The organism is Microbulbifer epialgicus (genome assembly GCF_041447265.1).
In the GTDB taxonomy this organism is placed as follows: domain Bacteria; phylum Pseudomonadota; class Gammaproteobacteria; order Pseudomonadales; family Cellvibrionaceae; genus Microbulbifer; species Microbulbifer epialgicus.
On record NZ_JBGMEK010000024.1, the window covers coordinates 1 to 15,486 of the forward strand.

11 protein-coding genes and 1 pseudogene are annotated in these 15,486 nt (G+C 50.0%); 2 read left to right on the forward strand and 10 right to left on the reverse strand.

Annotated elements, in window-relative coordinates; translation table 11 throughout:
• The first annotated feature begins 132 nt into the window (after positions 1 to 132).
• Positions 133 to 315: a transposase domain-containing protein gene (locus ACCI49_RS11940; protein ID WP_371839285.1), complete on the forward strand. Its 183-nt coding sequence runs from the start codon at positions 133 to 135 to the stop codon at positions 313 to 315.
• A 248-nt stretch (positions 316 to 563) separates the two neighbouring features.
• Here ACCI49_RS11940 and katG read toward each other — a convergent pair whose 3' ends face one another.
• Entirely contained in the window at positions 564 to 2,837 is a 2,274-nt protein-coding gene (gene katG, locus ACCI49_RS11945) for a catalase/peroxidase HPI (protein WP_371839221.1), read from the reverse strand.
• A 657-nt stretch (positions 2,838 to 3,494) separates the two neighbouring features.
• On the opposite strand from katG, the gene ACCI49_RS11950 reads away from it, so the two are divergent.
• Entirely contained in the window at positions 3,495 to 5,468 is a 1,974-nt protein-coding gene (locus ACCI49_RS11950) for an alkyl/aryl-sulfatase (RefSeq protein ID WP_371839222.1), read from the forward strand.
• 78 nt (positions 5,469 to 5,546) lie between these two features.
• On the opposite strand, the pseudogene ACCI49_RS11955 reads toward ACCI49_RS11950, so the two are convergent.
• The 9 genes and pseudogenes from ACCI49_RS11955 to ACCI49_RS11995 form a co-directional block, all read right to left on the reverse strand.
• A pseudogene (locus ACCI49_RS11955) lies at positions 5,547 to 7,424 on the reverse strand (DNRLRE domain-containing protein); the annotation flags it as partial.
• A gap of 18 nt (positions 7,425 to 7,442) precedes the next feature.
• The gene (locus ACCI49_RS11960; protein ID WP_371839223.1) at positions 7,443 to 8,084 is read right to left on the reverse strand and encodes an Lcl C-terminal domain-containing protein; all 642 of its coding nucleotides are present in this window, start codon (positions 8,082 to 8,084) and stop codon (positions 7,443 to 7,445) included.
• On the reverse strand, positions 8,081 to 9,667 hold the full coding sequence (locus ACCI49_RS11965; protein ID WP_371839224.1) for an ethylbenzene dehydrogenase-related protein: 1,587 nt from the start codon (positions 9,665 to 9,667) through the stop codon (positions 8,081 to 8,083). Before ACCI49_RS11965 ends, ACCI49_RS11960 begins: the two co-directional genes overlap by 4 nt.
• Before the next feature lie 79 nt (positions 9,668 to 9,746).
• Positions 9,747 to 10,349, reverse strand: a complete 603-nt coding sequence (locus ACCI49_RS11970) for a glutathione S-transferase N-terminal domain-containing protein (RefSeq protein ID WP_371839225.1) — start codon at positions 10,347 to 10,349, stop codon at positions 9,747 to 9,749.
• Positions 10,350 to 10,579: 230 nt separating this feature from the next.
• Positions 10,580 to 10,945, reverse strand: coding sequence for an HP1242/YdcH family protein (locus ACCI49_RS11975; RefSeq protein ID WP_371839226.1), 366 nt, complete (start codon positions 10,943 to 10,945; stop codon positions 10,580 to 10,582).
• Between the two features lie 319 nt (positions 10,946 to 11,264).
• Positions 11,265 to 11,957 (reverse strand): TetR/AcrR family transcriptional regulator, encoded by a 693-nt coding sequence (locus ACCI49_RS11980; protein ID WP_371839227.1) that lies wholly within the window; start codon positions 11,955 to 11,957, stop codon positions 11,265 to 11,267.
• Between the two features lie 206 nt (positions 11,958 to 12,163).
• Positions 12,164 to 13,183, reverse strand: a complete 1,020-nt coding sequence (locus ACCI49_RS11985) for a cytochrome d ubiquinol oxidase subunit II (RefSeq protein WP_371839228.1) — start codon at positions 13,181 to 13,183, stop codon at positions 12,164 to 12,166.
• Positions 13,180 to 14,571, reverse strand: a complete 1,392-nt coding sequence (locus ACCI49_RS11990; protein ID WP_371839229.1) for a cytochrome ubiquinol oxidase subunit I — start codon at positions 14,569 to 14,571, stop codon at positions 13,180 to 13,182. Before ACCI49_RS11990 ends, ACCI49_RS11985 begins: the two co-directional genes overlap by 4 nt.
• Before the next feature lie 240 nt (positions 14,572 to 14,811).
• A complete protein-coding gene (locus tag ACCI49_RS11995; protein WP_371839230.1) occupies positions 14,812 to 15,369 on the reverse strand; it encodes a GbsR/MarR family transcriptional regulator in 558 nt (185 codons plus the stop codon).
• Positions 15,370 to 15,486: the final 117 nt, after the last annotated feature.

The following is a 15,486-nucleotide window of genomic DNA, read 5'->3' on the forward strand; positions in this document are numbered from 1 at the left end:
TGGTCATGGGTCATCTCTTTTTTGTTAATGGTAAAGAAATGACACAGAATTCTGAACACTACCCCGATTGCTTGTCCATTTCTGGTTCGAAAATGCCATAGTCGAAATTCAGCCGCTCGCCATCACCCCCCAATCACTTCCTGCAAATTGCACGACATCAATCCGCACACCTACCCCACGGATGTGCTCCTACGAGTTGGTCAACACCCGGCGAAAGAAGTCGCGGATCTGACACCGTGTACCTGGAAAGAAAAGTTCGCCAGCACTTCGTTGCGACCAGAAATCTACGGCTGGTGCAATGACGCCGTAGAATGAGCACTTACGCTGTTTTTAACTTTAGACACCTTCATCAGAAGCAGTAAAATCCCCTCTTTTTCAAGAGAAGGTGCCAGAGTTGGCCTGAGATAATACAACTAAAAGAGTTTCTGAATAATTCCGTAATATCTCTACAAGTCACAGGCACCACAGGATTGTTAAGTGTCTCCTTAAAGTTGATTGATTGTCTTTTTTATTATCATAACCGGGAAAATATACCCGGTTATGATAATAAAAATTGATTGTAACTACCGATTAACTTCATCAAATCTGTCCAGATTCATTACCTTAGTCCAAGCTTTGACAAAATCCTGGGTAAATTTTTTCTGGGAGTCATTGGAACCATAGACTTCAGCCACCGCGCGCAACTCTGAGTTGGAACCGAATATCAGATCCACTGAGGTGGCAGTCCACTTATCTTTGTCAGTTTTGCGATCCTTACCTTCATAAAGCCCTTCTGACTTTTCAGACTTCTTCCACTCGGTGGACATGTCCAGTAAGTTAACAAAGAAATCATTTGTGAGCACACCGGGACGGTCGGTGAAAACACCGTTGGGAGATCCACCAGTATTGGCATTGAGCGCACGCATTCCACCTACCAAGACTGTCATTTCGGGCACGCTTAAGGTGAGTAGGCTGGCGCGATCTACTAGCATTTCCGTGGGCGTTCGGCTGTTATCTTTAGCGAAATAGTTGCGGAATCCATCGGCGGTGGGCTCTAGTACCGCTACGGATTTCACATCGGTTTGCTCTTGGCTTGCATCAGCCCTGCCAGGCCTAAAGGGTACTTTGATATTGTTTCCACCCTCGGCAGCGGCCTTCTCAATGGCAGCGGAGCCGCCGAGCACGATCAGATCGGCGAGTGAGACTTTCTTGCCGCCGGATTGATTGCTATTAAAGTCCTGTTGTATTTTTTCCAACTGCGTCAGCACCTTTGCCAATTCGGCGGGATCATTTACCGGCCACTGCTTTTGTGGCTCCAGGCGAATGCGGGCTCCATTCGCTCCGCCACGCATATCGGAGCCGCGGAAGGTGGAAGCTGATCCCCATGCAGTTCTCACCAGCTCGGGAACCGTTAAGCCAGAGTCGAGGATTGCGGATTTAAGGTTATTAATATCGCTGTCATTGATCAAAGGGTGATCCACTTTGGGAATGGGGTCCTGCCAGATCAGAGCCTCTTCAGGTACTTCTATACCCAGGTAACGCGCTTTAGGCCCCATATCCCGATGTGTCAGTTTGAACCAGGCTTTGGCAAAGGCGCGTTTAAATTCGTCCGGGTTTTTCTGGAAACGTTGGGCAATTTCCTTGTAACTGGGATCAACTTTAAGCGACAGGTCTGTAGTAAACATAATAGGCGCGTGGCGCTTATTCTTATCAAAAGCATCTGGCACCAAATTGGCTGCATCGGGATCATCGGGGATCCATTGCACAGCACCGGCAGGGCTCTTGGTTTGCACCCAATTGAAATTGAACAGGTTATTCAGGTACTGCTGGCTCCAGGTAATTGGTGCGGCGGACCAGGCGCCCTCCAAGCCAGAGGTCATGGTATCGTCCGCATTGCCTTTGCCGCATTTATTTTTCCAGCCGAGCCCCTGCTGTTCGATCGGGGCGGCGGCTGGCTCCGGGCCTAGGCAGTCGGCCTTGACAGCACCGTGGGCTTTACCAAAGGTATGGCCGCCAGCGATCAGCGCTACCGTCTCTTCATCATCCATCGCCATGCGACCAAAAGTTTCGCGGATATCTTTAGCGGCGGCCACTGGATCGGGATTGCCGTTGGGTCCTTCCGGATTCACGTAGATCAGACCCATCTGTACAGCGCCGAGTGGTTTCTCCAGCTGCCGGTCACCGGTATAGCGTTCATCAGCGAGCCATTTGGTTTCCGGCCCCCAATAGACCAGATCCGGCTCCCAGTCATCGATCCGGCCACCCGCAAACCCAAATGTTTCGAATCCCATGGACTCAAGCGAGACGTTTCCAGTGAGGATCATTAAGTCGGCCCAGGACAGCTTTCGCCCATATTTTTGCTTGATGGGCCAAAGCAGCCGCCGCGCTTTATCCAAGCTGGCGTTATCCGGCCAACTGTTAAGCGGGTCAAAACGCTGCTGGCCTCCGCCGGCACCACCCCGGCCATCGTCGATACGATAGGTGCCCGCGCTATGCCAGGCCATACGAATCATAAAGGGGCCGTAATGGCCGAAGTCTGCTGGCCACCAGTCCTGAGAGGTTTTAAGCAGTACCTCGATATCATTTTTTACCGCTTTGAGATCCAGGGTTTTAAACTCCTCTGCGTAATTAAAGTCATCTCCCATAGGGTTGGATCTTGGTGAGTGTTGGCGCAGAGGCCTAAGATCCAGCTGGTTTGGCCACCAGAACAGATTGGATTTTGGCTGACCCTCGATGGGGCCCTGGCGAATAACTGGATCAGTCACAACTTCCTCCTCATTGGCGGCAAAGGTTTTCAGTGTCAGCAGTGATATGGCGATTATCAGTGCGCCACAGAGAGGGGGTCTTTTTATTAGCATCAGAGTCATCTCCATAGGATATGAAATACAGACCTCAGTTCTTTACCGAGTGGGTCCTTCACTGCCTGAGTCAAAAGGGTTATATAGACTATATTGGCGGCTTTTTGGGTACATTTAGATAATTAAAGCGCCAGCACATACTCTCGTTACTGAACACCACAGTATCAGCCTGTTAGCTAGCCGAGAAAAACGTTCTTTGTTGTATTATCAGGGTAGTCTCAACAAGTTGCGTGAATTTCATCTTTCTGAGTATTTTTATAGAAACTGAAAATTATTACATGCTCGCTTGGTAGTAAGGGGTTTTCCAGTCTGTCCAAGTCACTATAAATTATTGATTGTTTAGTCGCTGAGGGTTGGAGCTTGTTACGGTTGTTATGAGCGTTGGCGCGCCAATAAGAAAAGGGCATTCTCAGATTTATAACAGTGAATTACTCTAACGAGAGCAAAGTAAATAAATGTAGGGGTACTGAAGGTAATTCTGCAAACAAAATAATAAATATTAATTCTTTGGTGAGGCCATACAGTATTCCGCTCGCCATTATCTGATTGAGATATCAGCCAAGTTCCCGATGGAAGAGCTCCACGGTTAAAGATAACAGCCCAGCTGTGCTTTTGAGTGGAGTACAAAGTCATACTAAACACCCTAGGGGAGTTTCTATGCGTTTGTCGATACTGTTATTGTCTTTGTTATTAGTAGCATGTGGTAAGAAGTCTGAAACCGGCGCAGATGTACTCACTGCCAAAATCAAACCTGCCTCTAAGGCTACGATTGCCCACAACCAAGGGGTCTCCGACCAACTGCCATTTACTAATGAGACAGATTTTGAACTGGCCAAACGAGGATTTATTGCCACTATTCCCGGCGCCCAGGTAAAAAATACTGAAGGGCGTGAGGTATACGGTTTATCCCAGATGCAGTTTCTGGAAGGGAGCTCTGCACATACGGTAAACCCCAGCTTGTGGCGGCAGGCCCAGCTCAACGCTTTGAACAATGGGCTGTTTAAGGTAGTGGATGGTATCTACCAGGTCCGCTCCCTGGACCTGGCGAATATGACCCTGGTAAAGGGGGATAGCGGCTGGATTGTTATCGACCCCCTGACATCTGCGGAGACTGCGGCTGCAGCTCTCGCCCTAGCCAACAAATCTCTGGGAGAGAGGCCGGTAAGCGCGGTGATTTTTACCCATAGCCACGCGGATCATTTTGCCGGGGTGACTGGGGTGCTGACCGCTGAGCAACTGGAGAATGACTCAATTGATATTATTGCTCCAGAGGGTTTTGCTGAGGAGGCAATCAGCGAGAATGTTCGCTCTGGCAATGTGATGCAACGGCGCGCCTTATACCAGTTTGGAGACCTTTTGCCCTCGAGCCCTGATGGGTTTGTTTCTTCAGGTCTGGGCAACCGGGTATCCGATGGCGAGCACGGCATTGCCACGCCAACGGTTGTGATCCCCGAAGCCGGTGCACAAATGAAAATCGATGGGGTGAAAATTGAATTTATAAACACCCCCGGGGCGGAAGCACCGACTGAAATGGTATTTTTCTTTCCCCAGTTCAAAGCGTTGTGCATGAGTGAAATAGCCAACCACACACTGCACAATATCTATACCCTGCGTGGTGCCAAAACAAGAGATGCCCTGGCCTGGAGCCGTTACATTGAATTTGCGATGGAGAAGTTTGGTGGACAGACGGAAGTAGTATTCAGTAGCCATCACTGGCCTACTTGGGGGAAAAGTGAGGCTATGGATTACCTCGCCAAGCAGCGGGACCTGTACAAATATATCCACGACCAAACTCTGCGCCTCGCCAATCATGGCTATGACATGATCGAAGTTGCTGAGAGGCTGGAATTGCCTGAAAGCCTTTCACAAGCCTGGGCTAACCGAGGGTATTACGGCACGGTTAATGTCGGTGCCAAGGCTGTATACAACCGCTATTTAGGTTATTTCGATGGCAATCCGGCTAACCTGCACCCGGTTCCCCAGGAAGAGGCGGCTCAGCGCTATGTGGAATATATGGGTGGGGAGGAAAGCATTATGGCGCGGGCACGGCGGGACTTTGCTCGCGGTAACTACCGCTGGGTGGCCATGGTACTGAAGCATTTGGTTTTTGCCGAGCCGAATAACGACCAGGCCCGTTACCTGCTAGCCGACAGCCTGGAGCAGCTGGGTTACCAGGCAGAGTCCGGTATTTGGCGCAATTTTTACCTCTCAGGTGCGAAAGAATTGCGTCATGGTGTTGAATTTCGTGAAGAGGTATTGCCGGCTGAGGAAATAGTCGCCAGGGTGCCCCTGCAGTTGTTATTCGATGCCATGGCCGTGCGACTTAACGGAGAGAAAGCGGCGGATGCGGAGATCCGCCTGAATATTGATATGACCGATACCAGCGAGAAATACCTGGTGGTGGTGCAGAACGGGGTGTTACATGGCTATCCCGGTCGGCACAGTGATGATCCCTCAGCCAGCCTCGCCTTGAGCAGCACCGATCTGCGTTTGATGTTTGGCGGCTTGGTAGGTGCGCCCACCATGATCAAGGAGGGACGCTTGAAGGTGAGTGGCAACCCCCTGGCCCTGATTAAATTCGGCAGGCTCTTCGATAAGTTTGACCGGAACTTTAATCTCGTTACGCCATAGCAAAGTAAAATCATCGGTTTTTACAGCCTTGGGTAGAGGTCCGGCAATAGTGGTGCAGTCGGCCTCAACCGTTAACTTCGCCGAGGTGCCGGTTTCCTTGGAGGTGAAGTCGATCCCATTGCTGCCTGAGCGGGGAGCAATAACCAGGCCGGTGTTGCCATTATTCATCCAGCTTTCGATAAGCCCTGAAGAAGTCAGGTCGATTCGCTCAACACCTGTGTAGAAAGGGACAAAACTTTCTGCCAGGTCATCGCGCACTGAAGAACCGCCAACGGAATTCCAGGTTACAGACTCCTCTTGCCAATCATTTGCGGCCAGGTAAACACCGTAGGTATTGCCGGACCTATTGGTGACATTCAGCTCCAATGTGGCGCTATTGATCGAGCTACAGGCGGTGAGGTCTGAGAGGTCGAACTTGATCAGCGAGTACAGGGTACCAAAAGTGGAGTCACTGCCATCGGCAAGCAGCCCATCGGGATCCCCATCAAAATTACTGGATGAGTAGCGTGAAGAAATAAACACATCGTCAGTCACCGGCAATATAAAGTTGTTGCTGCCGCTGTTATCTTCAGAAATAACGCTGCGGTCCGCGCTGTTGCGTATTAAAGTCATGGCCTCACCGATACGGTTGGCACTCCACCAATTCACGTTACTGGGTAATACCAGTGGATCTGCGGTGCGATCTTCTCGCGATAAGGTGCTGGCGGTATCGTCAAATTCGGCAGTACGCACCACCAGTTCCTCTGCACTCACCTGAATTACTTTGAATTGCTGGATACTGGCCATGTCGATAGTCCAGGACTTGGCATCGTTGGCAGACCGGGCCGGAGCCCCCCAGCTGCCCTCCCCGACATAGACAGTGCCGCCGGAAGTGGTTGTGGAGAAGTTACTACCACTTGGGATGACTGCCTCGGTAAGTTTGGTGAGGTGGGTATCGGACTCTACTACCAGGTTCATGGCGTAATCGTAGAAAGGCTGTGCCCACCAGCTGAACAGGGTGGGGTTGTCAGACTTGCCTGTGTAGTGGGGAAATAAAGGCTTATGGTATTGCGCAAAGCGCCAGCTGGCAGCACTGCCTGATGCTGATAAGTCACTTTCAAGCCAGTTATTCATGGCAGTTGCATAGGAGGACCAGCCACTGCTCTGGAACTGGCTGTTGAGGGTATATACACGCAATAGGGGAGAAACCTGCACAGCACCATAGGTGTCGCTGGGAGTGCAGTCACCGTCGCCATTAAAGTCCACGCCGAAGACCTGGCAGATGGTGGAATAATTATCGTCCTCATGATTGCCGTGTGTGGGAATTAACGGGTAGATGCGTTTGTAACTGTAACCGTCGATATTATCGCTGGAATAAGTCAGCTCCCAGTCGTCCAGAAACTCACGCATTTCCGATGCACTATTCGCGTTGGTAAAGTCTCCACCGTGCATAACGGCGAGGGGGCGAATTTTTGCGAGCAGCTCATTTCCCTGCCGGCGGGTGGTATGGCCAGTTCGGGTATCACCGCCGGCAACCACTACAAATGGGGAGTTGTGCGCAGGTGCAGTCCGGAACCAAAAACGATCCCCACAGCCATCTTGATCACAGATACGAAAATATACGGGAGAGTCTGCATTTAAATCCTGTAAGCGCACGAAGTGGCTGGTGATACCGCCATCGAAGTTTTCGCTGTTGCTGACATAGGCACTATTCCAGTTACTTTCGTCGGTGGAGTAGCCATAGTTTAGGTAGGGGCTATTGCTACTGCCGTCAGGTGAAAAGCCAATCACTGCGCTGCTGGAAGCATCACCATCCCAAGAGAGCCTGTAATGTTTAGTTGCGGCACTGGCACCCATTGTAAGTAACAACGCCGAGATTGTAAGAGCACTGCCAAAATATCGTCTCATTAGAGAAATCCTTTGGAAATTGGGACCATTTTTGTGAGAGCGTCGCGGCCTGGAAGGGGGGGATTGCATGGCAGCAACGCGCAGGAATTATTGAGGAGCTTTGTGACAGGCTGTTGAACGACTGGTTACCAAGCGGACGAATGCGGCATTGCGATAGGGAATTGTGACCCTGTCCCCACCAATAAAATTCACAGCGGTACCGCCGACTGTTAAATAGCGGTAAATACCGCTCAGTTTCTGTTTATTTTCACTGGTCCAGTAATCGCCTCGCATGGTTTTTGGAAAGTACTCGGACTCAATTGTCGGGCTGCCCGGTTTATTGTCTTTGCTGATAATCGTATTGATCTCACTGAGAGTGGGCAGGCGCCAGTTGCCTGCTTGACACAGGCGCTCGCGATTGGTGCGCCGGATCAGGTCTTCAGTATCGCAGCGGTCCGGCTCAAAGTAGCAGTCGCCATTATTGGCAACGCCTTCGCTATCAACAAACCAGGAGTAGGTCCAGCGTCCATCGTGGATGTCCTCGTTGTCGGTTTTTACTTCCCATAAGAGACCACTACGCTTGTCACAGACGCAGGACCAGGGACCTTCCCAGGCGCCGAGTAACTCCCCCTGCATATTGACCTTGACCAAGTAATGTTCCGGTGGCTCAGGATTTTGTGGGGCACGGACCATTGCTGCCGCAACCAGTGTGAAAGGTAGAGCGAAGACCAGAAGTAGGCGAAGTATCATAAGGTTTTATCAAAGCTGAGTTGAATGGCGCGGCTGTGGCGAGTATGGGCAATTTGTGCACGGTCAAAGGCGGAGACCCACATGCAGATGCCGTCCACAATAGGAATATCTTGGGAAGAGCCGGTATCCAGTTTGCGCACCAATTCCAGGGACCAGTGGCCATCGCGCCAGATACCACGAGCGCGGACATCTGCACGGTCGCCCTCAAAGCGATTGGAGGTATACAGCACCGAGGGCATCAAGGTACCCAATGGGAATTGGTCGTGACTTGAAGAATAGGGTTGGTAATCGAACCAGGAAATAGTCCAATCCGGGCTTTGACTGTGGGGGAGAGAATACTGATAGGGAGCCAGCTGATCTATTTTTGCAGGTAGGCGCTTGGGGGTGATTGTAGTGGGAGAATACCACTTCCAGTTCATTCTATAAGCACCGGACTCTTTGCTATCCTGCTGGTAACCAGCGGTATAGCGACGTGCACCGGGACGCACTTTATCCGGCTTGCCGATAAAGTTGTCATCAGCCAAGTACATCTTATTGGTACGTACTGCCTTCCAGTGCCAGAGGTCATGTAACTGCTCGGAGGTACTGTAATGGTAGCCCTTGCCGTGCCAGTTTGCGGGTTTATCAGCCAGTGGGGATTGTCCCAAATGGGCGGTGCCAGCTGCGGCGAAAGAGCAGTTTTCAGAAAGGAGTATCGCGAATTTATCTTCGTAATGGCTTTTTTCATCAAATGTCTCATAACCTGATTGCAAGATTTCCCAACCTTCTGCAGTTTTTTTTAAGGGCAGGTGGGCGAGGCTCTCATCGGGGTCTTGCCAGGTGATATGAAAAAAAATCTCCTGACCATTTTGAAGGGCCTTTAACTGTACATCTGAGCGGCCATTATAAAAATTGGCACCACCATCGGTACTTAAGGTAAGTGTTTGTGCCTTTTGCCATTGGGGTTCTGAGGCCATGCCATCGATATCGATAAATGTATTTGATGAAATTTTAGTGACGGGCAGTGCGTGGTGTGAGTATTCGTTGAGTAGATACCAGCCTCCAAATAAAAATAGGCAGAGTGAAACGGGCAGTATGAAAAGTAACCTATTTGTGGAGCGCGAGGGCTGCATAATAAGCAACAATGCATGGCATCCGAATTGCACCAGATAAACGCCACCATGGAGAAAAATATAAGCACATAGCCCCGCGGCGGTATAAAAGTGTATGAGACGAATGATCGTTAGCGAACCGGTTCCGCTAAACAGCATCCAGCCGCTAATCAGGGCAATGCCTGTCAAAAAAATGCCAGCCCAGGTAACAGTTCTGTGATAACTGAAACTACGGGGTTTAGACTGCTCCTTGGGATTCAAAAAGCGCTGGAAACGGGAGGTTAAGTAGCTAAGGGTAGCCAGAGATAACAAGATGGCGGATATGAAGTGTACGCTATGCACTTCTCCTTGGGGTAGGAGTTCATCGATGCTGGCAACGGCGGTACTGCTAAGCGTTCCGATACGTAGTCCACTAAACAGGCTAAAGAATACGGCCACCACCGCTGCGCTGTGTATAAGTATCCACAAAGGGCTTTTTGATCTTTCTGACATGGTGGCATCTCAAAAAGTGCTCAGGCTATCGAGGCGATATGACAATTTAGAGAATAAATTAAGAGGGCAGGAGATAGATTTACTCATGCAGGGGAGTGACGTCGAAACTCTCTTGAGCTTCGAGAGCCCCTGACAGGGCGGTTAATTGCGGACGTTGACTGCGCCAGTTCAAATCTGCGTGACGAAAGTCCAGGTAGGATAGCGCTGAGCCCAGATTGATATGTAGCATACTGAGCGCGCCGGGAATCTGCACCACTCTGGATTCGAGAAAGTCTAGTGTTCGGCTGATTGCACTATTGTAGCGGAGCCACCAAAACTCCGAGCGCAGCCCCCCGCGCTCCCGAACTTTCTCTATTTGCCTCTGCACCAGTGTCTCAGTCAACCCTGAGGTGAGACTGTAGAGTGTCCGCAGATTCCAGCTATTGTTCACCTCTTTACTCAGGCGGCCATCGCCTAGTTGCATATCCAGATAGGAACAAATTACTTCGCTATCCATAATGGTTAAACCATTGTCAAGGACTAGGCAGGGAACCTTGCCAAGAGGGTTGCTGGATGTTAATTCCTCGTGATTCTGAAAGGGGTGTGAGAAATGCCCCGAAATACAGGACTGTAACTTATGCTCCTGTATAACAATACGGACGGCACGAGCAAAGGGGGAGGAATAAGTCAGGAAGAGCTGCATGAGTCCACCAGCTTGTTTGGATTATCAGTGACTTCAGTGTGCTGAATGACGCTGACATTGTCTATATGGTGGCCCGGCAATGAAATGCTGGCGTAGATTTGAGAATTTGTTGGTGTTTCAGGGGCTCGCACCGGCCTGTGACCGGTGGCGACATATTCCTGTGCCGCACTAGCCGGTTAACTTATTAGTTAACCGGGCTAAGGAGCCAATGAGTAGTAACCTTTATAAATTCAGTGAGGTGAAATCATGTCTGTGATGCGGTTGTAAAGATGCTGCTTTAGATAAGCACGCTGTTTTTTCAAGCTTGAGTAATGTTCGTCATCAGTTCCGATCCCGCTGTCCTGAAGCCCCCGGATCTGTTTATCAAGCTTTCTGTAGAGGTCATTATCCAGTTTGAATTGCAGGTCTTGTTGTAGGAGGTGTTTGATGGTGTCGATATACTCGGGGAAATCCGATACTAACTCGTGCGCGGCAATAGGCATGGGAGAACCTCCACTTGATCCAGTTAGGGTCTCACCGTGTAGTTTAGTTTGTGGCCGGCTGGTCACAAATTGGCTGTGCTGAGGTCTAAGATTTACTTCCTTATCAACTTTCATTTATCACATTTGCTTTGGGGTAGTTGATGAGAAATCACTGAAAGTAAAATTCGGAATATACGATTTTCTTCTAAAGAAAATTCTGTAAATAATATTATTTTAGAGGAATATATTGGAAAGCGAATACTGGGATGTTTTCTGGTGGTGGATATTTTACGGATAGAGTGCTGTTGGCGATCATGCCTCTCCGAATACAGGTGGGGAAGTTTTAATGAATCTTTGTATGATCAGGCAAAAATAAACCCGACAACTTCGTGTTGCCGGGTTTATTTCTAAAAAGAAATGATGTTAAAAACCTTAGCGTTACTGACTTGCTTGTTCAGGCCGAGGCCTCGAGCGGGGCAAAACGCAGCTGGCGTCGTTGCAACAACTCTCCCAGATAGAGTTTTAAGTAAGCTGCTGCTGCACGCTTACCCTCGGCTGCGGCTTCATCGGTAATTCTTCCAAAGCGAGAGTAAGCTTGGGAACAGAAAGAATCATTGATGTTAATTGCGCACATAAAGCGGTCGCGCCAGTCCTGCGATGGCGGTAGCTCAAACTCGCGGGACAGGTTCTTGATCAGAGTGTCTGCCAAGCGCCAGTTATTCTCCATTTGCAGCTGACGCAGTGCCCAGCTGGATTGAGGTCCGTAATGTACCTTCAATGCAGAGATATTATCCTCATAGTAGCCGCGCACAAGATCACACAGCTGATAGAGCATATCCTGCCAGCTTTCCGCCGGAGAAAAATCGGAGTGCCCGAGCACCACATCACCAAAAGATTTGTAGTGACGCTCCGCTAACGCGGTTAGGCTGGCATCCACACTGGGAAAGAAATGGTAGACAGATGCTGCAGGAACCCCGGCAACCTGACTTAGATTGGCGAGACTTATATCGGTTGAATCCTGCTCAGCAATGAGGGTTTCCAGCGCATCGAGAAGCTTCTCATATTTCTCGCGGCCGTTTTTACGTTGTGGTTTGCGCGGACTTGCAGTGTCGCGCCGGCTGATAGCCCGTCGATCGATTTGGTTCAAATTCACCTCCCCCCTAGACAAGCGCAATCGGCTAGCGTCCGAAATACGCTTTACTTCCTTGTAAAAAAATGTCTTTTGGAATTGATGATTATTATCGTACCAATTTCGGGGAGCAAGGGAATTTTGTTTGATTTGTGGGGTAGTTCCGCATTACCAAATTAAATTTGAATAAATCTCTCTACCCCATCAAACTAAAGTTTATTTGGTCAATGGTAGCGTAGTTCTGTTGCTTTACCTCGAAATACCCGGTAGGAAAAAGCGGTATAGGCAAGGATGACTGGTACCACAATTAGCGCGCCCACCAAAATGAACTTGAGGGACGCCGTCGCGCTGGCCGCCTGCCAAATATTCAGCTGCCCCGGCACAATGTCTGGGTAGAAGCTAAAAGCCAAGCCGATAAAGCACATTAGGAAAATAACCACTACCATTGTGAATGGTAGGGCGCTGTACCTGTCATTTTTTTGGGGCATTCTACCGAGTAGGACATCGTTGAAGATAAAGGCCAGGAAGCATAGGGTTGGGATTAGCAGGACAAACATCACCAGTGGATAGGTGAACCAGCGAGCAAAGACTGTTGGGTTGACCAGGGGGTTAATCACGGATACTCCTATGACCCCGAGTAGGGTTGCGCGCCCCGCCCGGCGAGTCCAGCGTACAGCACGCGCTTGCAGCCCATCTTCGGTTTTTAATACCAACCATGCTGAACCCATATAACTGTAGGCGGCCGTCACACCCAGGGCGCTAACTGCGGAAAACAGCTGGGCTTGCCAGCCAGGCTCAAACCCCATCACGTATTGACCCAACATATAACCTTGGGCCAGGCTGGTGGTGAGGGAGCCCGCCTTGAAAGTCCTATCCCATGCGAGTTTGTGGCTTACGGCGGCCTTTGCGCGAAAGTCGAAGGCAACACCGCGCATTATTAAACCCACCAGCATGATCGCAGCAGGGATATAAAGGTGCATAAGTACCATATTGTGGGCAATGGGGAAGGCGATTAACAAAAGGCCAACGGCCAAAACCAGCCAAGTCTCATTGGCATCCCAAAAGGGGCCAATGGAGGCGATCATGGTGTCCCGCTGCGCTTCATCCTCTTCGCTCAGAGGCAGCAGGATACCCACACCCAGGTCATAGCCATCGAGGACAGCGTAGACCAGCACCGCGAATCCCATTAGGCCAATAAAGACGACAGGTAGCCAATATGCGGCGGAAGATGCACTCTCACTCATTGGGAATCCCCCTTTGTCGATTTCTGGGTTGAATGAGGCAGATTGGTCAGGCTGCCCCCTGCGAGAGGTTCTTGTGTCTCAAACTCCTCCACTTTGACTGACTTCAAGGCCATTACTTTCAGTGTGTGTATATAGGCGTATAAAAGGATCACGTAGACAATCAAGTAAAGGGTTAGCGAGAAGCCGATATGAGAAGGAGGTAGCTGGGTGACTGCGTCGGCGGTTTTTAATACACCTGTGACAAGCCAGGGTTGGCGACCGATCTCTGTTACATACCAACCGGCAAGTGTTGCTACCCAGCCGGCAAAGGTCATTCCCACCAGAGTTTTTAGTGCCCAGCGAGGCAGTTCTTTGCGCTTCCACAGTAGGTAGCAACCACCCCAGGCCACCGCCAGCATCAGTAGCCCCATGCCAACCATAATACGGAAGGCGAAGAAGACCGGCGCAACGGGTGGATGATCTCCAGGGAATTCATTAATGCCTCTTACTTCGCCGTCCAACTCATGGGTGAGGATTAAACTGGCCATTTTAGGAATGGCGATCTCAAAGTGGTTGGTTTTTTCCTTGCCATCGGGAATTGCAAAGAGTAGTAAAGGTGCTCCTCGTTCAGTTTCCCAAACCCCCTCCATCGCTGCGACTTTTTGAGGTTGGTACTCAAAAGTATTGAGCCCGTGCAGGTCACCTACAAATATTTGGATGGGGATAAATACTGCCGCTAATATCAGACCGGTTTTTAATGCCAGGCGCGGGGCGCGTTTGGGGTCGCCTTTCAGGATACGATAGGCAGAGATTCCAGCGACAAAGAAGGCTGCCGTTAATCCCGAGGCCAACAGCATATGTGTCAGGCGGTAGGGGAAAGAGGCATTGAAAATAATTGCGAGCCAGCTTTCTGGGTAAGCGACACCATCGCGTATCTCAAAGCCGGAGGGCGTCTGCATCCAGGAGTTAAGAGCGATAATCCAGAAGGCGGAGAGTGTTGTGCCTATGGCTACAACAAATGCGGAAAATGTGTGTACTTTACTGGGTACACGGTTGATTCCAAACAGCATAATGCCGAGGAAAGTGGCCTCCAAGAAAAAGGCAGTGAGCACTTCGTAGCCTAGTAGAGGTCCGGCGATATTACCGACCTGGGCCATAAAGCCAGGCCAATTGGTGCCAAACTGGAATGACATGGTAATACCGCTGACAACCCCGAGGGCAAATGTCAGGGCAAAGATCTTCACCCAAAATCGATAGGCGCGCATCCAAACGGGATTATTAGTCTGGTCATAGCGCAGCTTGAAAAAGACGATAATCCAGGCGAGTGCGATAGTGATAGTGGGAAATAAAATATGAAAACTGATGTTGGCGGCAAACTGTATTCTGGAGAGGATCAGAGTATCTAGCATGGGTGCCTCTGGTGGTCGGAACTATTTTTAACCAGATAACCGGGCACTCTTCCTGAGTAACCCGGGGGTGCCCGAAAAACACCAATGCAGAAGTATGGACCTGCCAGTATTTTTTGAGCGGCTACCGACACTGGGTCGGCGGCGGTATATCCCTATACCGCTTTTTCTGTGGCCCGTTGGATTTCTCAATCCCCCGGGCTGACTACTTCTATGTATTTCTTTTGAAGCCGTGGCGTATTTTTATTCGGAGTTTGACGTTCCACTAGTAAGTTTGCTTTTGAGTTTCAACAGCTTGACGATGCCTGAGCCGAGCTTCATCAATTTAAGCAGGTCGTTGTGCTCCAGTTTGCTCAGGGTGTTGGCAAACTCCTCCAGCAACTCCAGCAGGCTGTAGACCTCCTGAATTTTTTCTTGCGCCTGGGCTTCCTGCTCATCCTGCGGTTCATTGAGCAAAAGCTGGCGCAGTAGGCTCAGGGTGGGATCCAATTCACGCTTGCGGCGCTCTTCAAATACCGTGCGTGCCAGGTCCCAGATTGAACCAGCTGCGGTGAAGTAATCCTTGCGATCCCCTGGTTGGTGATGCAGCTCTATCAAACGCCAGGCTTGTAACTCCTTGAGTCCCATACTCACATTGCCACGGCTGATTTTTAGGGCCTGGGCTAATTGCTCGGCGTTGAGTGGAGAGGGGTGGATGGTAAGCAGGGCAAACATCTGGCCGACGGTACGGTTGAAACCCCACCGGCTGCCCATCTCGCCGAAGTGCAGTACAAATGCTTGGGCTTGACTGGAAATTTTCATGACTTTCTTAATGTTCAGAAATTTCTGAAAATTCTAAATGTAAATTGATCTATGTCAATATGTAATTGAAAAGTGTTTCACTGACTGCTGGAGTGGACACTGTTGGAAGTCGATTCG